This is a genomic window from Trinickia soli (assembly GCF_002879855.1).
GTDB lineage: Bacteria > Pseudomonadota > Gammaproteobacteria > Burkholderiales > Burkholderiaceae > Trinickia > Trinickia soli.
Map to the genome: position 1 here is coordinate 65,802 of NZ_PNYB01000004.1, position 18,030 is coordinate 83,831.

Consider the following 18,030-nt stretch of genomic DNA (forward strand, 5'->3'; position numbering starts at 1 on the left):
ATGATGCTTCGCTCGATTCGTACCTTTCCGCGACGCGCGCACCCCCACCCTCGCTCGCGCTTGTTCGCGATCTTCGCGGGCCTGATCTATGTCGCCGCCTGCTTCTACCTGATCGCGCAGCCGGCTCACGCCGCCGATAGCGACTCCGTGTTGTCGGTGCCTGCCGGCGGCGGTGAAATGGTGCAATTGCCGCAAGCGGCCGTCGCCGTGTTCGTCGCCGATCCCGATGTCGCCGACGTTCACGTCCCGACACCGCAAACGGTGTTCGTGCTCGGCAAGAAGGCCGGTACGACCACGCTGTTCGCACTGGGCGCCAACAATCGCCCCATCCTGCGCAAGACGATCAACGTCGCGATGGATACCGCATCGATCCAACGGTTGCTCGATGCGCGCTTCCCGCAATGGCGGTTGACGGTCACGAGCGCCCCAGGCTCGCTCATGGTGAGCGGACATGTGCCAAGCGCAGCGGACGCCGACGCGGTCGCGCAAACGTTGAAACCCTATCTGCATGACCAGGAGGCGCTCGTCAATCGACTGACGTTGGCGCAGCCGATCCAGGTCCACCTGCGCGTGCGCATCACCGAGGTCGATCGCAACATCACGCAACAGCTGGGGATCAACTGGAGCGCACTCGGTGCGAACGGCAACTTCGTCGGCGGCTTGTTCAACGGCCGCGCGATCGTCGATACGACGGCCAACCTGTTCAACCTCTCGCCGACAGGCGCGTTTTCGGTGCTGGGCGGCTTTCATACGTCGCGCTATTCGATCGACGGCGTGCTCGACGCACTCGACCAGGAAGGCTTGATCACGATGCTCGCCGAGCCGAATCTGACGGCCATGTCCGGCCAGACGGCGAGCTTCCTTGCGGGCGGCGAGTTTCCGATCCCCGTTGCGCAAGATACGACCGGCGCGATCACGATCGAATTCAAACCGTACGGCGTCTCGCTCGACTTCACACCGACTGTGCTCGCGAACAATCGCATCAGCCTCAAAGTGCGGCCGGAGGTCAGCGAAATCGATCCGACCAACAGCGTCACGACGGGCTCGATCAAAGTGCCGGCATTGACGGTTCGGCGCGTGGAAACGACGGTCGAACTCGCGAGCGGACAAAGCTTTGCGATCGGCGGCCTCTTGCAAAGCAAAAGCAGCGACGTGCTCTCGCAATTGCCGGGCCTCGGCCGCCTGCCCGTGCTAGGCAAGCTGTTTTCATCGAAGAACTACCTGAACGACAAATCGGAAGTCGTCGTGATCGTAACGCCCTATATCGTGCAACCGGTCGGCCCCGGGCAAACGCATGATGCGCTCGACAGCGTCACGCGCCCGAGCAGCGACGTCGAATATGCGCTGCAGCGTGCGCTCGGTCTCGATCCGCTCGCCGGGAGCGGGCCGCGGCTGGTCGGCGCGGCCGGTTTCGTCTATTGAGCCAGAGAAAGGAAGCGCCATGCGCAATCGATTCGTAGTCCTGACTATCTCCTGGTTCGCGATGCTCGCCATGGCGTCGGCGCTGACCGGTTGCATGTCCGAGCACCCGCCGCTCGGCATGCCGGGCGACTCCGTGATCGGCTTCAGTTCCGAAAACGGCGGTCGCGCCGTGCCGCCATCGTGCGATCAACTGAACCAACCGTCGCATATGGTCGATGCAGGCCGGGGCCGCCCGGGCGTCGCATTCGGCTGCGCCACCTACTCGAACCTCGCGGCCATGCTCGTGCGTCCCGCCGACCTCGTCGCGCCGCTCCCCTATGCCGGCGCCGACGCGGCGCTCGGCGCGAGCGCCGTGCGTGCCTATGAAGAAGGACGCACGCAACCGCTTCGATCGACGTCGACTACGACGTCGGTTTCGCACTGAGCATTGAGGACCGACACCATGGGTGCATTCGAGTTGCGTTCCTCCAACCGCCGCGCGCAGCCGCTCGCGACCGACCGCATCATCGCCGTCGTCATGGACGCGAGCAGCGAGGAAGTCGTCAAGAACCTGATGCTCGATCAAGGCATCTCGAACGGCTACGTAACGCGCGGCCAGATCGACGACGCGATCGAGCTGATGCGCGGTCTCGGGCATTCGCCGCGGCATTTGCTTGTCGATGTCTCGTCTTCATCGATGCCCGTCTCCGATCTGATGCGCCTCGCGGAAGTCGTCGATCCGTCGGTCAGCGTCGTCGTGGTCGGCGATCGCAACGACGTGGGCTTGTTTCGCTCGTTGCTGCGCATGGGCGTGCAGGACTACCTCGTCAAGCCGCTCACGGTCGAACTCGTCCAGCGCGCACTGACGGCCAGCGATCCAAGCGCTTCGGTGCGCGCCGGCAAGGCGATCGGCTTCATCGGCGCGCGCGGCGGCGTGGGCGTGACGACGATCGCCACGGCGCTCGCACGACATCTCGCCGACAAGACGCGCCGGCGCATCGCCTATGTCGATCTCGATTGGCACGGCGGTGCGGCCTCGTCGATGCTCGGCGTCGTCTCGAACAACGGCCTTGCGGAGTTGCTGCAAAACACCCAGCGCCTCGATCATCAACTCATCCATCAAACCGCCGTCGCACAAAGCGACCGGTTGTTCGTGCTCACCGCCGAACTGCCCTACGATCAACCGCTCGCGTTGCGCCCCGGCACCGTCGGCGAACTGGTGGCGGCGCTCAAGCGGCACTTCCACTATGTCGTGCTCGACTTGCCGCAGCGGGCAGGAAGTTTCGTCGACGAAACGCTCGATGCGTGCGAAACCATTCACGTCGTCTCGGATCGATCGGTGCATGGGGCGCGCGAGACCGCGCGGCTGTGTCGTTTCGCCGAGGGCCGCCCCGCCGATGCCGCCGTCTCGGTGCTGCTCAACAATGCGCATCACCCCGTGCGTGGACGCGTGGCGCAAGCCGACTTCGTGAATGCGCTCGGGCGCGCGTCGGTGCTCGAATTCCCATACGAACCGCAAACGCTGGCTGTCGCCGAGAATCTGGGCGAGGCGATCGCCGAGAGCAAACACTCGGCATTCGCACGCGCCGTCGTCGGGCTCGCCGACGCGATCACCGGATCGGATGCACCGCCTGTTGCCGCCGCCCGTTCACGTTGGTACGCGCGTCTGCTGCCGAAACGGAGCACCGCATGATGTTCGGGCGCCGCAGCAACGCACCGTCCTTCGCGCCGCAGGTGAGCGCGGTGACCGAGGCCGAGCACGTCGACAGGCGTGCGCGCACGCAGCCCCGCGGCGATGCCGCGGCGGACAGCCCGCACGCCGTCGCGGGTGAGGCAGCCGCAGCCTCGGCCCGGGCCGGAGCCGGAGCCGGCTCGCCACCAGCCGCGGACGTTGCCCCGACACATGAGCCCGAGCCGCGCGCTCATGCATCGTCCTCGACGGTACCCGTCGATCGACATGAAGCGCTGATCCGCTCCGATACATTCAAAACGATCCGCTCGGCCGTGTTTTCGTCGATGAACATGTCGGCGGCATTGATGATGTCGCGTGCGCAGGTACGTGAAGGCATCGAGCAAATCGCCGCCGAGGCGATCACGCGCGAGCGCTTGACGATCACGCTCGCGGAGCAGGCGCTGATCGTCGACGAGATGCTCAACGACATGTTCGGCGTCGGTCCGATCGAGCCGCTGCTCGCCGACGAGAAAGTCACCGACATTCTCGTGAACGGGCCGGACCAGGTCTATGTCGAGCGTGCCGGCCGCCTCGAACTGACGCCGTTGAAGTTCCGCGACAACGCGCATGTGATCAACGTCGCGCAGCGAATCGCCGCCGCGGTCGGCCGTCGTGTCGACGAAAGCAGCCCGCTCGTCGATGCACGGCTGGCCGACGGCAGCCGCGTCAACGTCGTGCTGCCGCCGATCGCGTTGCGCGGCGCGTCGATCTCGATTCGCAAATTCTCCAAGCGCAACATCACGCTCGCGCGCATGGCGCAACAAGGCAACATCTCGCCGGCGATGGTCGAGGTGCTGCGCATCGCGAGCGCCTGCCGCCTGAACATCGTCATCTCGGGCGGCACCGGCTCGGGCAAGACGACGCTGCTCAACGCGATGTCCAACTTCATCGATCCGACCGAGCGCATTGTCACGATCGAAGATGCGGCCGAGCTGCAGCTGCAGCAGCCGCACGTCGTCAGTCTCGAGACGCGGCCCGAGAACAGCGAGGGGCTCGGCGGCATTTCGCAACGCGATCTCGTGCGCAATGCGCTGCGGATGCGGCCCGATCGCATCATCCTCGGCGAAACGCGGGGAACCGAAGCGTTCGATGTGCTGCAAGCGATGAACACGGGCCATGACGGCTCGATGACGACCGTCCACGCGAACACGCCGCGCGATGCGATTACCCGGCTGGAAAGCATGGTGATGATGGCCAACGGCAATCTCCCGCTTGTGTCGATTCGCCGCCAGATCGCCAGCGCCGTTCACATGATCTTGCAGGTCGAGCGCATGCGCGACGGCATGCGCCGCGTCACGCGCGTCACGGAAATCTCCGGTATGGAGGGCGATGTCGTCATCACGCAGGACCTGTTCGCGTTTCGATTCAACGCCAGCAGCCACGAAGACCAGGTTCGCGGCGTATTCGAGTCGTCGTCGCTGCGCCCGGCCTTCGCACAGCGCGCGGCCTACTACGGGCTCGAAGAGCAACTGATTGGAGCGATGCAATCATGACGCCCGCCGACGTCGTCGCAGCCGCCGCGTTCTTTGCGATCGTCGTCGCGGGGCTGATGGTGCGCTCGTTGCGCGAGATGGCGCGGCGGCAACCCACGCAACGCATCGCGTCGCGTGTCGCCGCCCTGCGCGATCCGTTGGCATCGAACCGGCAGACGCGCGGCGACAAGCCGGCCCATCAGCTCGTGAGCCTCGATCGCCGCCACGACGATGAGCCGGCCTGGCAGGCGTGGCTGCATGCGAAGCAGCAACGCATCGAAGCGATTGCGGGGCGGGCCGGCGTGCGCAAGATCGTCGCGGCGGCCGTCGTCGTCGGCCTCGCTTCGTTTGTCGCCGCGACGCTGGCCGGGCTGCCGTTTTGGACGCGCGCGCTCGGCGCCGTCGTCGACGCGCTGATCGCCATGCGCGCTGCCTATCTGTTCATCATCGCCCGCTTCAAGCAGCGCTTTCTCGCCGTGTTTCCCGACACGCTCGATCTGATCATCCGCGCAGTGCGGGCCGGTATTCCCGCAGTCCAGGCGATCTGCACGGCCGGCGTCGAAAGCGAGGAGCCCGTGCGTTCGACGTTTCGCACGATGGGCGATGCGCTGCTCGTCGGCGCCGAAGTGAAGGACGTGCTCGAACAAGCCGCCGAGCGCCTGCAGCTCGCCGACTTCTCGTTCTTCGCCGTCTGCCTCGTCCTGCAACGCGAGACAGGCGGCAATCTCGCGGAAACGCTCGAGAATCTGGCCGCGATCGTGCGCACGCGGCGCGACATTCGCGCGAAAACGAAGGCGCTCACGGCCGAGGGGCGCATCGCCAGCAAGATCATTTCGGGTGTGCCGTTTTTTATCATGGGCTTTCTCTATGTCGTCAATCGCCCGTATGTGTCGCTGCTGTTCAACACGCGCGCCGGCCACAAGATGCTCGTGCTCGCGGCCGTGTTGCTCGTGATCGGGCTTTCGTTGATCCGCAAGATCGCCAATCTGGATACCTCGCGATGAATATGTCCGACGTTTGGTTCAATCTCGTTCTCGTCGCACTGCTCGCGGCGGTGACGCTCTGGCTGATCCTGCGCGGCGCCAGCGCGCGCTCGCGCATTGCGCAGCGGGTCCGGCACGCGATCGCGCAAACAAGCGCGCCGAATCAAGGGCATAACGTGCCCAAGCAACTCGCGCATAAAGTGGCGACGATCGGCGAGCGCATGCCGATCATCGACGCGGCCGAACGCGGCAAACTCGCCTCGCGGCTCGCGAATGCCGGCTTTCGCGAGAAGCGCGCCGTGTCCATCCTCGCGGGCCTCAAAATCGTCTGCGGTGCCTGCTTCGCGCTCAGCGCAATCGTCGTGGTGCCGCATATTCCGCGCATCGGCGGCTACTTCGTCATGCGTGCGCTTGCCATGGCCGGCGCGTTCGTCGTCGGCATGATGCTGCCGGAAATTGCGCTCGGTTTCGCCATCAAACGGCGTCAACGCGCAATCTCGCTAGCGTTGCCCGATGCGCTCGACCTGCTCGTCATCTGCACGAACGCCGGCAACAGCCTCGTCGTCGCCATCAAGCGTGTGGCGGCCGAGTTGCGCACGATCTGCCCCGCGCTCGCCGACGAGTTTTCCGTCACGGCCGACGAACTGCAAATCGGCGGCGACAGTGCCGGTGCCTTGAACGCGATGGCCGCGCGCATCGGCCTGACCTCGATGCGCGCGCTCGTGACGACACTCGTTCAATCGCAACAATACGGCACCCCGATCACGCATTCGCTGCGCATGCTCTCGCGCACGGAGCGCTCGATGCAGATCATCGCGCTCGAAGAAAAAGCCGCGAAGCTCGCGCCGAAGATGACGCTGCCGATGATGCTTTTCATCATGCCGACCGTCGCGTTGATCGCGGCCGGCCCCGCCGTTATCCGCCTCATCGCGGTGTTTCATCATTGAAGTCGTGGTCAATCCACGGACATGACCATGGGAGGTTTCATGCGTTCGATCCCACTGCCAACGCGGCGCCAGCTGGCCACCGCGTTGGCGCTTGCTTCGCTTTCGCTTGGCCTGCTGACCGGCTGCGCGAGCGGTCCGCGCGTAGAAACACGGCCCGTCGTGGCCGAGCGCGGCGCAGACAAGAGCACCGACCTGCGCATCGCCGAGAGCGCGCTTGAAAGCGGCGACGTGCAGCTCGCGCTGTCGCTGTTCGAGCGCACGCTCAAGGCCGACCCGCGCTCGCTGCCGGCGCAGCTCGGCCTTGCCGACGCGATTTATCAAACGGGCGACCTCGCGCGGGCGGGCGTGCTCTATCGGCAGGCAGCCGCCAACGCGCCTGACGATCCGCGCGCCCAACTCGGCCTGGCACGCGTCGCGCTGCGCGAACGGCGCCTGGACGAAGCCGTCGCGCGCTATCGTGCGCTCGTCGCGAAGTACCCCGACAACGCTGTCGCGTCCGAAGGATTGGGCGCCGCGCTCGACCTGCAAGGCCATCACGGCCAAGCGCAGGCGATCTACCGCGCGGCGTTGGCACGACATCCTGAAGCGCAAGGGTTGCGGGCCAACCTGGGGCTTTCGCTGATTCTCGCTCGGCGCGCACGAGAAGGTGCGAACGTGCTGCTCGATATCGCGGCGCTGCCCGATGCGCCCGCGCAAGCGCGTGAGAACCTCGCGCTCGCATACGGCGTGTTAGGCAACGCGGAAGCAGCCAAACGCATCCTCACGGCCGACATGCCTGCAGCGTCGGCCGAGGACAACCTGCAGTTCTACCGCACGCTTCGCGAGCGCTGGTCCGTGCAGGCAGGCACAGGCGAGGCCGCGCGGGTTAAGGCGGTTCCCGCTACGCAAGCCGTGACGACGGAGACTATCGAGTGAATCGACTGGCGCGCTTCGCCGCGAACGAGCGCGGAGTCGCGGCGCTCGAGTTCGTGCTCGTGTTTCCGTTCCTGATGACGGTGCTGTTCGGCATCGTCGATACCAGCTTGCTCCTGTGCGACAAGGCGGTGATCACGAATGCGAGCCGCGAAGCCGCGCGTGCAGGCGTCGTGGTGCGCGTGCCGCAGATGGGCGCCAGCGATGTGGCCGGCGTCGCGCTCTCGTACGCGCAAAGCAATCTCGTCACGGGCGGCACGGCGACGACGCCTACCGTCAACGTGGATCAATCGGCCGGCACCTCGCCGGGCAGCCCGCTCAGCGTGACGGTCAGCTATACCTACGAAGGACTCGTGCTGGGCTCGGCGCTCAGTTCCTTGACGGGGCCGGTTACCGTCAGCGCGACGACGGTCATGAACTATGAATAAGCGAGCGTGGCGCCGTCCGTCGCGCGGCCGCGATCGTGGCGATGCGTCGCTGCGTCGACAGCGCGGCTCGGTCCAGCTTTGGTTCGTGTTGACGGTGCCGGTCTTGTTGACGTTCGGCGCGTTCGCCATCGACCTGCCGCGTGTCGCGACGGTGCGCAACGAGTTGCAAAATGCGGCCGATGCCGCGGCGCTCGCCGGCGCATCGAAGCTGCTCTCGGGCAGCAACGGCCCCGACTGGCCTGACGCGGCCAGTGCGACGAATGCGGCCGTTTCGCTGAACACATCGGACGGCGCAAAGCTCAGCGCCGCGAGCGTGCAAACGGGATTCTGGAATTTGACGGGTGCGCCGTCGACACTCGAGGCGCAGACAATTCCGCCCGGCCCCTACGATGTGCCCGCCGTGCAGGTCACCGTGACGCGCAGCGCGAGCGAGAACGGGGGCGCCGTATCGTTGCTGCTCGGCGGGTTTCTCGATCTGCTGAGCACGCCGACGAGCGCCACGGCCGTTGCCGTCGCCGCCGCGCCGTCTACGGTCGGCGCGGGAGGGTTGTTTCCGATGGTCGTCGATCAGTGCGTCTTGAGTCAGTATTGGGATGCGACAACGAATGAGCCGATGATTGACCCGACGACGGGACAACCGTACGAGTTCCAGGTGGGCAACGGCCAGCTTTACGGCGGTACGTGCGAGGCCGGGCAGTGGACGACGTTTCTGACCAACGCGAACGATGTGCCGACCGTGCGCGGCCTCATCGCATCGGGCAATCCTTCACCGGTATCGATCGGCGACAGCATCTGGATCGAGCCGGGCGTGAAGACGACAATCTACAGCGATGTGCCGGTCGGCGTGACGATCGTCGTGCCGGTCGCGGCGCAGATCGATACGCACAGCTATGTGCCGATCGTCGCGTTCGCGGCGTTTCATGTCGATGGTTCGTACGGCGGCAGTCAGAAATACATCGAAGGGCATTTCGTCAGCGGCTACCGGATTCCCGTGCAGTCATGGGGCGTGGGGCCTCAGTATGGCGCCTATGTGGCGCCGCGGTTGGCGCTTTGAGCGGAGCCCTGCCATAAAAAACGGCGAGCCCCTGCGCTCGCCGTCCGTTCCTGCCTGGGTCGCGTGCCGCCTTCGTCAATCCGTTGATTTCGCCGAAGCCGCCACAGGCGCCGAAGCCGCCCCTACCGTCGCAGGCGCGTCGGCCGCCCGCGGCGCGTCGCCGGTATTCGCGATCCAACCGCCGCCCAGCGCCACATACAGATTGACGAGATTCTCGAGCCGGGCCGCGCGCGCGTTGACGAGCGATTGCTGGACCGTATAAAGATTCGTCTGCGCGGTCAGCACCTGCAGGTAGCTATCGACGCCGTTCTTGTACCGCAGTTGCGACAACTCGAGCGTGCGCGATTGCGCAAACGTCGTGCGTTCGAGCGCGCCGATCTGCCCGTCATAGGTACTGCGGGCGGCGAGCTCGTCGGCCACCTCGCGAAACGCCGATTGAATCGTCTTCTCGTACCGCGCCACCTCGATCCGCTTCTGCACATTGGCCAGATCGAGGTTCGCGAGGTTTTGCCCGCCCGCGAAGATCGGCAGCTTGATTTGCGGCGCAAACGCCCACGCGGCCGAGCCTGGCTTGAACAGTCCGCCAAGCGTCGGACTGGCCGTGCCGAACGAACTCGTCAACGAGATCGACGGGAAGAACGCCGCCCGCGCCGCGCCGATATTCGCATTCGCGGCACGCAGCGTTGCTTCGGCCTGCATGATGTCGGGCCTGCGCGTCAGCAGTTCCGACGGCAAGCCGGCCGGGATGTCGGTCAACAACTTCTGATCGTCCAACCCATGGCCCGGCGGCAAATCCGGCGGCAGCGGCTCACCGATCAACAAGACGAGCGCATTCTCGGCTTGTGCGCGCGCGCGTGCCTGCGCTTCACGATTGGCGCGTGCCTGCTCGACGATCGTTTCCGCCTGACGCAGGTCCAGTTCCGACCCCGTGCCGTTGTCGAACTGCAGCTTGGTCAGCGAGTACGAGGACTCGGCCGTCTTGAGCGTGTCGTCGGTAATCCTGAGCAGATCGTCGACGGCGAGCATCTGCAGGTACTGATTGGCCACTTGCGCGACGAGCGAGATCTCGGCCGCCTTGCGCGCCTGGGCCGTCGAAAGGTATTGCTCGAGCGCCTGCTCCTTCAGGCTGCGCACGCGCCCCCAGAAATCGATCTCCCACGAGGCGTTGAGCCCCGCGGTGTAGTCCCCCGAGATCGTTTGTCCGCTCGGCGACAAATCCAGCGGCGTGCGCTGCACCGACTTGGCCGCTTGCGCGTTGATGGCCGGGAACAGTTGCGCCCGCGTGATGCGGTACTGCGCGCGTGCGGCATCGATATTCAACACGGCAACGCGCAAATCGCGGTTGTTCGCGAGTGCGATGTCGATGAGCCGCTTCAAGCGCGGATCGGAGAAGAACTCGCGCCAGCCGATGTCGACGGCCGCGCGCCCGCTTGCGGTGTCACCCGCGTTCGTGGCCGGCTGCGTCGCATAGACGCCGGAAGCCGGAAACGTCGCGGCCACCGGCGCGGCAGGGCGCTCGTATTTCGGCTCGAACGTGCAGCCGGTTGCGACGCATGCGAGCGCGATCGCAATCAAGGAAGGGTGTCGGATATGCATCTCAGTGTCCCTCGTCGCCGTTCTTGTTCTCGCCTTCGCCGGGCAGATGCGACGCCGAATGATGCGCCTGCGCGCGGCGTTCCGCTTCGTCCGCGTCCTCGGCCTCGCCCGCGAACTTCGCGCGGATCACGACGAAGAACATCGGGATGAAGAAGATCGCGAGGAACGTGGCCGTCAACATGCCGCCGATCACGCCTGTGCCGATCGCATGCTGGCTCGCGGAGCCCGCACCGTTGCTGATCGCGAGTGGCAGCACACCGAGAATGAACGCGAGCGACGTCATCAGAATCGGGCGCAACCGCAACCGGGCCGCTTCCATCGCCGCCTCGACAGGCCCCATGCCTTCGTTACGCTGAAGCTCGCGCGCAAACTCGACGATCAGAATCGCGTTCTTCGCGGACAAGCCCACCGTCGTCAGCAGGCCGACCTGGAAGAACACGTCGTTCTCGAGCCCGCGCAGCGTCGCGGCCAACAATGCGCCGATGACGCCGAGCGGCACGACCATGATGACCGAGAACGGAATCGACCAGCTCTCGTACAGCGCGGCGAGGCAAAGGAACACAACGAGAATCGACAGGCCGTACAGAATCGGCGCCTGCGAGCCCGACTGAATTTCCTGGAACGACAAGCCCGTCCACGAATAACCGATACCGGCCGGCAACTTCGCCGCGATCTTCTGCATCGCCTGCATGGCCTGGCCCGTACTCTTACCGGGTGCTGCCGCACCTTGGATTTCCATCGACGAAATGCCGTTGTAACGTTCGAGCTTGGGTGAGCCGAACGTCCAATGCCCGGTCGCGAACGAGGTGAACGGCACCATCGTGCCCGACGTGTTGCGCACGTACCAATGCCCCATGTCGTCGGGCGTCATGCGAAACGGCGCATCGGCCATGACGTAAACCTTCTTGATCCGGTTGTCGGTATCGAGGAAGTTGTTCACGTATTGCGATGCCCACGCCACGGAGAACGTCTGGTCGATCGCTTGCGGCGACACGCCGAGCGCCTGCGCCTTTTCGCGATCGATGTCGACCTTGAACTGCGGCGTATCGTTGAGCCCGTTCGGTCGCACGAGCGCGAGCGTCGGATCCTTGGCGGCCATGCCGAGCAACTGGTTGCGCGCGGCCATCAACGCGTCGTGGCCGAGGCCCGCGTTATCGGTCAGCTCGAAGTCGAAGCCCGATGCGGTGCCCAGTTCGGGAATTGACGGCGGATTGAACGGGATGACCATCGCGTCCTTGTAACGCGAGTAGTGCATGAACATCCGCTGGATGATCGCCTGCACTTTCTGATCGGAGCCCTGCCGCAAGCCGTAATCCTTCAGTCGCACGAACACGAGACCCGAGTTCTGCCCGCGGCCCGCGAAACTGAAGCCGTTCACCGTAAAGACCGATTCGACGAGCGACTTCTCCTTCGTCAGCAGGTAGTCGGAGATATTCGCAAGCGTGCGCGCCGTCGTTTCCTGCGTCGAGCCCGTCGGCGTCTGCACGATGACGAACATGAGCCCCTGGTCTTCGTCGGGCAGGAACGACTTGGGCAGTCGGACGAACAACAGCCCGACAGCGACGATCACGGCGAGGTAGATCACGAGCCACCGGCCCGAGCGGCGGATGATGTGATGCACGCCGCGGTGATATTTCTCACGACTCTTGTCGAAGGTGCGGTTGAACCAGCCGAAGAAGCCCGTCGTCGCCGCATGCTGCCCGGCGGGGATCGGTTTGAGAATCGTCGCGCACAGCGCCGGCGTCAGAATCAGCGCCACGAGCACCGACAGCACCATCGCCGAGACGATCGTCAGCGAGAACTGGCGGTAAATGGCGCCGACCGAACCACCCGAGAGCGCCACGGGCACGAACACGGCCGACAGCACGAGCGCCACCCCAACCAGTGCGCCCGTGATCTGCCCCATCGCTTTGCGCGTCGCCTCACGTGGCGACAAGCCCTCCTCGCTCATGACGCGCTCGACGTTCTCGACCACGACGATCGCGTCGTCCACGAGCAGGCCGATTGCGAGCACCAGTCCGAACATCGACAGCACGTTGATCGAGAAACCCACCACGTTCATGATCGCGAACGTACCGAGCAGCACGACGGGCACGGCGATCGTCGGAATCAACGTCGCGCGCAGGTTCTGCAGGAACAGGTACATCACGAGGAACACGAGGACGATGCCTTCGAGCAGCGTCTTGATCACTTCCTCGATGGACAGGCGCACGAACGGCGTCGTGTCGTACGGGTACTTCACGACGAGCCCGTGCGGGAAGTACTTCGACAGTTCGGCGATCTTCGCGCGCACTTCCTTGGCCGTTTGCAGCGCATTGGCGCCCGTCGCGAGCTGAATGCCCATGCCGGCCGTCGGCTGGCCGTTGTACTTCGTATCGAAGTTGTACGTTTCGCCGCCGAGCTCGACGCGCGCGACGTCCTTCAGCCGCACCTGCGAGCCGTCCGCGTTCACCTTCAGCTGGATGTTGCCGAAATCCTCCGGCGTACGCAGCAGCGTCTGCTCGGTGATCGTCGCCTGCAGCATCTGGCCTGGAACGGCCGGCGTGCCGCCGAGCTGGCCGCCGGCGATCTGCACGTTCTGCTGCTGCAACGCCGTGACGACGTCACCCGGCGTCAGGCTGTAATTGGTCAGCTTGTGCGGATCGAGCCAGATCCGCATGGCGTACTGCGTGCCGAACAGCGTCACGGTGCCGACGCCGTCCTGGCGGCTGATCGGATCCTGGATGTGCGACGCGACGTAGTTCGCGAGGTCGTACTTGCTCATACTGCCGTCTTCGGAGACGAACGCAAGCACGAGCAGGAAGCTGCTGCTCGACTTCGTCACCTTCGTGCCGAGTTGCTGCACGACCGTCGGCAGCAGCGGCGTCGCGAGCGACAGCTTGTTCTGCACCTGCACCTGCGCGATATCGGGATTCGTGCCGGCCGCGAACGTCAACGTGATCGTGGCCGTACCCGAGTCATCGCTCGTCGACGACAAATACAGCAGGTGGTCCAGGCCACTCATCTGCTGCTCGATGACCTGCGTGACCGTATTTTCGACCGTCTTCGCAGATGCGCCGGGGTAGTTCGCCGAAATCTGGATCGACGGCGGCGCGATCGTGGGGTACTGCGCGATCGGGAGATTGAAGATCGACGCGATCCCCGCCAGCATCAGGATGATGGCAATCACCCAGGCGAAGATCGGCCGATCGATAAAGAATTTGGCCATGTAGCGGGCTCTCCGTGATCAACCTGCCGCGGCGCCTGACGCCGGCGCAGCGGAGCTCGTGGCCGGCGCCGCTGCGCTGCCGCGCGAAGCCGGGGCCGAGGCCGAAACCGCCGGAGCGGCCGAGGCGGCCGAGGCACCGAGCGCCACCGGCGGCAGTTGCGCCGGTACGGGCTTGACCTGCATGCCGGGATGGACTTTTTCCGTGCCTTGCACGATCACGCGATCGCCGCTTTGCAAGCCGCTATCGACAATCCAATCGGGGCCTTTCATGCCCGAGGTGACGAGCGTGCGCGACTCGACCTTGTCGCCGGCGCCGACGACGAGCGCGATCGCGGCGCCCTTCTGATCGTGCGTCACGCCAATTTGCGGCACCAGCATCGCGCGTTCGTTCACGCCTTCCTCGATACGCGCGCGCACGAACATGCCAGGCAGCAGCACGCGGTTCGGGTTCGGGAACAACGCACGGATCGTGACCGAGCCCGTCGACTGGTCAACGGTCACATCGGAAAACTGCAGCTTGCCCGGCAGCGGGTAGGGGCGGCCGTCTTCGAGGATCAACGTGACCGTCGCGGCGCCCGGGCCCGTCGTCTTCAACCGGCCTTCCTGCATGTCACGACGCAGCTTCAGTCCATCGAGGCTCGATTGCGTCAAATCGACGTAGACCGGGTCGAGCTGCTGGATCGTGTCCATCAGCGTCGCCTGGCTGGCCTGCACATAGGCGCCCGGCGTCACCTGGGACAGGCCCGTGCGCCCCGAGATCGGCGCGACGACATCGGTGTAGCCGAGATTGATCTGTGCCGTTTCCACGGCGGCCTTGCCCGCGGCGACATCGGCTTCGGCCTGCCCTTGCGCGGCCACGGCGTTGTCGTAATCCTGCTTGCTGACGGCATTGGCGGCCACGAGCACCTTATAGCGGTTGGCCTGCGCGGTGGTCGTGGCGAGATTGGCCTGCGCCTTCGCCAGTGTCGCCTTTGCGCTGTTCAGCGCCGCCTGGTAAGGCGCGGGATCGATCTTGTAGAGCCGCTGGCCCGCCTTCACTTCACTGCCTTCGGTGAACTCGCGGCGCTGCACGATGCCGTCCACGCGTGCGCGCACCTGGGCGACGAGGAACGCGCTGGTACGGCCCGGCAGTTCGGTGACGACCGGCACGGCACTCGGCTGCACGGTCACGACGCCCACTTCAGGCGTTTGTTGCGGCGGTGCCGAAGGCTTCTGTCCGCACGCTGCAAGCGCCACAGCCGCCGTCGCGACGCAGATTAAGCGAAATGGAACCGGTTGGACACGCATGGAGCAACCTCTGGTCTATTTGACTGGGAACGAAATGATCCTGCCGCGCCTCTTCCCCCGCGAGGCGCGCGGCGCGACGTTCGTCGCGAAACACTTGACGCTTGATGTAGGCCGATGGGCGCCGACTCGGGCAGCCGCGTGGCGGGCGCCGCGCAAGCGCCCGCTGGTTGTGGGCGCAACGGCATGAACGGCCCGCTCGCACGCAAACGACTGACGATATTACCCGCGATTTGATTTGCGGCGCTTCAAACGCTGCCGCGTATTGTATATACATACTTGACTGTATGTAAAATAGCGTCTGTTACACAAGATTCCAGGCCCGCTCCGCCCTTGCTGTGTTTCAGGCAAAGCCGCGGCGGCGGCACCGGTAGCGGCCGGAGACCCGCTTCAACGCCCGCCCGCGGGCCTCGCCAAATGGTCAGACGAACGAAGGAAGAAGCCCTGCAGACGCGCGACCGCATTCTCGATGCGGCCGAGCAGGCTTTTTACGACAAGGGCGTATCGCGCACGTCGCTGGCGGACATCGCCGCGCAGGCGGGGGTGACGCGTGGCGCAATCTATTGGCACTTCGCGAACAAGGGGGATGTGTTCACGGCGATGTTCGATCGCGTGCTGCTGCCGCTGGACGAGCTAGGCGCCCGGCCAGCCGACGTCAACGACGACGATCCGCTCGCGCGCCTCACCGCAGTGTTGAAATGGTGCTTGCATGCCGCATCGAACGACGCGCGACGGCGACGCGTATTCGACATCCTGTTTCTCAAATGCGAGTTCGTCGAAGAGATGGGGCCTGTGAAAGAGCGGCATCAGACGAGCATGCGCGAAGGGGTCGGCAAGATCGAGCAGGATCTGATGCTCGCGGTCGAGAAGGCGCAGTTGCCGGCCGATCTCGATACGCATCGCAGCGCGCTTTATTTGCACGCCGTCGTCGGCGGGTGTCTGCGCGATACCTTGCTGCTGCCGGCACCGGTCGGATTCGCTTCGCACACCGACGCAATCATCGACGCCTGCATCGATGCCCTTCGTGCAAGCCCGGCGTTGCGCAAAGCGCCCGCAGGCGTGAGCAGCGAACCGCGGCCGCGCTAGAAATTGCGGGCGAGGCCGACCATGAACATGTCCTGGTCTTTGTCGTTGCCCGTCGCGACCCGATTGAAGCGCACCGCGGCGGCCCAATCCTTCGTGACCTGATAGGTCAGCTGAGCGCTCAGCAATGCATTGACCCGCGTCTTGCCCGACACTTCGTCCCGGTCGTACGAGACATAGGGGCCGGCGCCTGCCGATAATGTCCAGCCGCCCTTGATCGGCGCGACATACCAGAGTTGAGCGGCGCCGCCGCGTCTTCCCGCCACGCCGTTGTTACCCTCGTAGACGAAGCTGGCCGAATACGCCCACGCGTTGTCGATCGGCCGCTTCACTTCGACCATGTAGCCTTTTTCCATCGGCACTTGGGGATGGTTCGTCTGCGAGGTCCCGGCCCAGATGCTGACCTGCGTCCGGCCGTCCGACACCGCCGGGCTCGGATCGCCGCCGAAGTCCGAGCCGATGCCGAACAGCACGGCGTCGGAATTGAAGCCGCGGATCATCTGGACGTGGTTGTACTGCAGCTTCACGAAGAAGCCGTTCGGCACGAGGTAGTAGCGCACGGCCGCGGAGGCGCGCAGGCCCCATCGCTTTTCATTGCGGGGAGCGCCGTCGACATGCGTCGTGTCCATGCCGAAGTAGGGTCCCGCGGACAACTCGAACGCGACGCGATCGCCAAGCGGCCAACGAAAGGAGCCGAGCGCCGCGAAACCATCGCGGTGGTGGTCCGTCGGGTGCCCCTCGTTCAGATAGACCACGTACGCAGAGAAATAGTCCGTCAGAACGTCGCCGAACCCGAGCTCATAGGCACGCCAACGCATGTCGCCGCCCCGGCTCGCGCTTCCGTCGCCATATACCGCGTACGCATTGATCGTTCGTTGCGCCGGTTTGAACGATACCGGCAAGGCGCTCGCGCTGTCGTCGGCGCGCGCGACGTTGAAGTTCGCCATGGCGGACAGCCCGGCGATAACGGTTGTAAGCACAACGCGGGAATCAAGGCGATGACGCTTTCTCATTTGGCCCCCCCTGTAACCGGACATCGCGAAATGCGGGTTCGGTGTCTCGGAGTATAGGAAGGCGCGGTCAAAGATCGAAGCTGCCGCTTGACCGCTCCGTCGCTTTATCGTCCGCCAGCGAACATCCGGGCCTCGAATGCGACCTCAGGCGGCAACAGCCGGGCGCGAGCGCGCCTTCTTGTTCGACGCCGCAATCGATCCGCCCGCCAGCGGCTCGCCGGCCTTGACCGCCGCGATCCAATCGTCCGTGCTGACGACCGCCGCAAAGCGCGCTTGCATCACCACCGTAAAGGCGCGATAGATCTCTTCGGCACTGGCATAACCCGCGTCGTTTTCATAGGGCACGGCGCCCGTCGCGTCGTTCAGATACTCGACCTTCAGCCCGGCATGCGACGCATGCAGCACCGTGGAGATGTTGCAGTTCTGCGTCATGTACCCGGTAACGGACAACGTATCGATCTGGTGCGCGGCGAGCCAATCGGCGAGGTCCGTGCCGGCGAACGCGCTCGGCAAAGTCTTCTCGATGAGATGGTCGTAGGGACGGCTTGCCACGACCGGATGCAGTGCAGCGCCATCGGACCCGCGCGCAAACAGCGGCGACGTGGCCGGCGACACATGCTGAACGACGATCACGGGCACCGAATTCGCCCGTGCCGCATCGATCGCGCGACCGACGGCGGCGAGCGAGTCTTGCACAGGCGGGTATTCGATCGGCAGATCGCCGGTGACGTATTCGTTTTGCACGTCGATGACGATCAGTGCGCGGCGCGGGGACGTGGTCATGGCTCGATTCCTTTTTGATCTTCGCTTCAAGGTTGAGGTGCCGCCGCCTCGCTGCCGCTTGTCGGCTTATCCGCGTGGCGTCGGGATGAGTGCCATTGTTCCCGGATCGCGGGGGCCACGACAGTGGCCCTGAA

The 18,030-nt window shown here is 65.0% G+C and carries 15 protein-coding genes; 10 read left to right on the forward strand and 5 right to left on the reverse strand.

From position 1 onward, the window contains the following. The 9 genes from C0Z19_RS06170 to C0Z19_RS06210 are packed head-to-tail and all read left to right on the forward strand — an operon-like array spanning nucleotide 1 to nucleotide 8,929. A complete protein-coding gene (locus tag C0Z19_RS06170; RefSeq protein WP_175084083.1) occupies nucleotides 1–1,422 on the forward strand; it encodes a type II and III secretion system protein family protein in 1,422 nt (473 codons plus the stop codon). A gap of 19 nt (nucleotides 1,423–1,441) precedes the next feature. Continuing rightward, the gene (locus C0Z19_RS06175; RefSeq protein ID WP_146012009.1) at nucleotides 1,442–1,846 is read left to right on the forward strand and encodes a CpaD family pilus assembly lipoprotein; all 405 of its coding nucleotides are present in this window, start codon (nucleotides 1,442–1,444) and stop codon (nucleotides 1,844–1,846) included. An 18-nt stretch (nucleotides 1,847–1,864) separates the two neighbouring features. Further along, nucleotides 1,865–3,094 (forward strand): CpaE/TadZ family protein, encoded by a 1,230-nt coding sequence (locus tag C0Z19_RS06180; protein ID WP_102608925.1) that lies wholly within the window; start codon nucleotides 1,865–1,867, stop codon nucleotides 3,092–3,094. After that, a complete protein-coding gene (locus C0Z19_RS06185) occupies nucleotides 3,091–4,626 on the forward strand; it encodes a TadA family conjugal transfer-associated ATPase (protein ID WP_102608926.1) in 1,536 nt (511 codons plus the stop codon). The genes C0Z19_RS06180 and C0Z19_RS06185 overlap by 4 nt, the downstream gene beginning before the upstream one ends. Beyond that, complete coding sequence (locus C0Z19_RS06190; RefSeq protein ID WP_102608927.1) at nucleotides 4,623–5,609, forward strand: type II secretion system F family protein; 987 nt, start codon at nucleotides 4,623–4,625, stop codon at nucleotides 5,607–5,609. Before C0Z19_RS06185 ends, C0Z19_RS06190 begins: the two co-directional genes overlap by 4 nt. Next, on the forward strand, nucleotides 5,606–6,535 hold the full coding sequence (locus tag C0Z19_RS06195) for a type II secretion system F family protein (protein WP_425330303.1): 930 nt from the start codon (nucleotides 5,606–5,608) through the stop codon (nucleotides 6,533–6,535). Before C0Z19_RS06190 ends, C0Z19_RS06195 begins: the two co-directional genes overlap by 4 nt. A 39-nt stretch (nucleotides 6,536–6,574) precedes the next feature. Then, nucleotides 6,575–7,450, forward strand: coding sequence for a tetratricopeptide repeat protein (locus C0Z19_RS06200; RefSeq protein ID WP_102609126.1), 876 nt, complete (start codon nucleotides 6,575–6,577; stop codon nucleotides 7,448–7,450). Then, a complete protein-coding gene (locus tag C0Z19_RS06205) occupies nucleotides 7,447–7,875 on the forward strand; it encodes a TadE/TadG family type IV pilus assembly protein (protein ID WP_102608929.1) in 429 nt (142 codons plus the stop codon). Before C0Z19_RS06200 ends, C0Z19_RS06205 begins: the two co-directional genes overlap by 4 nt. Beyond that, on the forward strand, nucleotides 7,868–8,929 hold the full coding sequence (locus tag C0Z19_RS06210) for a TadG family pilus assembly protein (RefSeq protein WP_102608930.1): 1,062 nt from the start codon (nucleotides 7,868–7,870) through the stop codon (nucleotides 8,927–8,929). The genes C0Z19_RS06205 and C0Z19_RS06210 overlap by 8 nt, the downstream gene beginning before the upstream one ends. 75 nt (nucleotides 8,930–9,004) lie before the next feature. Here C0Z19_RS06210 and C0Z19_RS06215 read toward each other — a convergent pair whose 3' ends face one another. Genes C0Z19_RS06215 through C0Z19_RS06225 form a run of 3 tightly spaced genes read right to left on the reverse strand, consistent with a single transcriptional unit; the run spans nucleotide 9,005 to nucleotide 15,020 of the window. Further along, a complete protein-coding gene (locus C0Z19_RS06215) occupies nucleotides 9,005–10,519 on the reverse strand; it encodes an efflux transporter outer membrane subunit (RefSeq protein ID WP_102609127.1) in 1,515 nt (504 codons plus the stop codon). Nucleotides 10,520–10,526: 7 nt separating this feature from the next. Continuing rightward, on the reverse strand, nucleotides 10,527–13,733 hold the full coding sequence (locus C0Z19_RS06220; RefSeq protein WP_102608931.1) for an efflux RND transporter permease subunit: 3,207 nt from the start codon (nucleotides 13,731–13,733) through the stop codon (nucleotides 10,527–10,529). Nucleotides 13,734–13,751: 18 nt separating this feature from the next. Further along, a complete protein-coding gene (locus C0Z19_RS06225) occupies nucleotides 13,752–15,020 on the reverse strand; it encodes an efflux RND transporter periplasmic adaptor subunit (RefSeq protein ID WP_102608932.1) in 1,269 nt (422 codons plus the stop codon). Nucleotides 15,021–15,434: 414 nt separating this feature from the next. On the opposite strand from C0Z19_RS06225, the gene C0Z19_RS06230 reads away from it, so the two are divergent. Further along, nucleotides 15,435–16,103: a TetR family transcriptional regulator gene (locus tag C0Z19_RS06230; protein ID WP_102608933.1), complete on the forward strand. Its 669-nt coding sequence runs from the start codon at nucleotides 15,435–15,437 to the stop codon at nucleotides 16,101–16,103. On the opposite strand, the gene C0Z19_RS06235 is transcribed toward C0Z19_RS06230, so the two are convergent. Both C0Z19_RS06235 and C0Z19_RS06240 read right to left on the reverse strand, forming a co-directional pair. Further along, nucleotides 16,100–17,113, reverse strand: coding sequence for a hypothetical protein (locus C0Z19_RS06235; protein WP_102608934.1), 1,014 nt, complete (start codon nucleotides 17,111–17,113; stop codon nucleotides 16,100–16,102). The genes C0Z19_RS06230 and C0Z19_RS06235 overlap by 4 nt on opposite strands. A gap of 144 nt (nucleotides 17,114–17,257) precedes the next feature. After that, nucleotides 17,258–17,896, reverse strand: coding sequence for a cysteine hydrolase family protein (locus C0Z19_RS06240; RefSeq protein WP_102608935.1), 639 nt, complete (start codon nucleotides 17,894–17,896; stop codon nucleotides 17,258–17,260). Between the last annotated feature and the right edge of the window lie 134 nt (nucleotides 17,897–18,030).

Excerpts from the sequence above, each read along its gene's own strand:
- C0Z19_RS06200 (WP_102609126.1), top strand. The coding sequence starts at position 6,575 with ATGCGTTCGATCCCACTGCCAACGCGGCGCCAGCTGGCCACCGCGTTG.
- C0Z19_RS06240 (WP_102608935.1), bottom strand. The coding sequence starts at position 17,896 with ATGACCACGTCCCCGCGCCGCGCACTGATCGTCATCGACGTGCAAAAC.
- C0Z19_RS06180 (WP_102608925.1), top strand. The coding sequence starts at position 1,865 with ATGGGTGCATTCGAGTTGCGTTCCTCCAACCGCCGCGCGCAGCCGCTC.
- C0Z19_RS06220 (WP_102608931.1), bottom strand. The coding sequence starts at position 13,733 with ATGGCCAAATTCTTTATCGATCGGCCGATCTTCGCCTGGGTGATTGCC.
- C0Z19_RS06230 (WP_102608933.1), top strand. The coding sequence starts at position 15,435 with ATGGTCAGACGAACGAAGGAAGAAGCCCTGCAGACGCGCGACCGCATT.
- C0Z19_RS06185 (WP_102608926.1), top strand. The coding sequence starts at position 3,091 with ATGATGTTCGGGCGCCGCAGCAACGCACCGTCCTTCGCGCCGCAGGTG.
- C0Z19_RS06225 (WP_102608932.1), bottom strand. The coding sequence starts at position 15,020 with ATGCGTGTCCAACCGGTTCCATTTCGCTTAATCTGCGTCGCGACGGCG.
- C0Z19_RS06235 (WP_102608934.1), bottom strand. The coding sequence starts at position 17,113 with ATGAGAAAGCGTCATCGCCTTGATTCCCGCGTTGTGCTTACAACCGTT.
- C0Z19_RS06170 (WP_175084083.1), top strand. The coding sequence starts at position 1 with ATGATGCTTCGCTCGATTCGTACCTTTCCGCGACGCGCGCACCCCCAC.
- C0Z19_RS06190 (WP_102608927.1), top strand. The coding sequence starts at position 4,623 with ATGACGCCCGCCGACGTCGTCGCAGCCGCCGCGTTCTTTGCGATCGTC.
- C0Z19_RS06175 (WP_146012009.1), top strand. The coding sequence starts at position 1,442 with ATGCGCAATCGATTCGTAGTCCTGACTATCTCCTGGTTCGCGATGCTC.
- C0Z19_RS06195 (WP_425330303.1), top strand. The coding sequence starts at position 5,606 with ATGAATATGTCCGACGTTTGGTTCAATCTCGTTCTCGTCGCACTGCTC.
- C0Z19_RS06210 (WP_102608930.1), top strand. The coding sequence starts at position 7,868 with ATGAATAAGCGAGCGTGGCGCCGTCCGTCGCGCGGCCGCGATCGTGGC.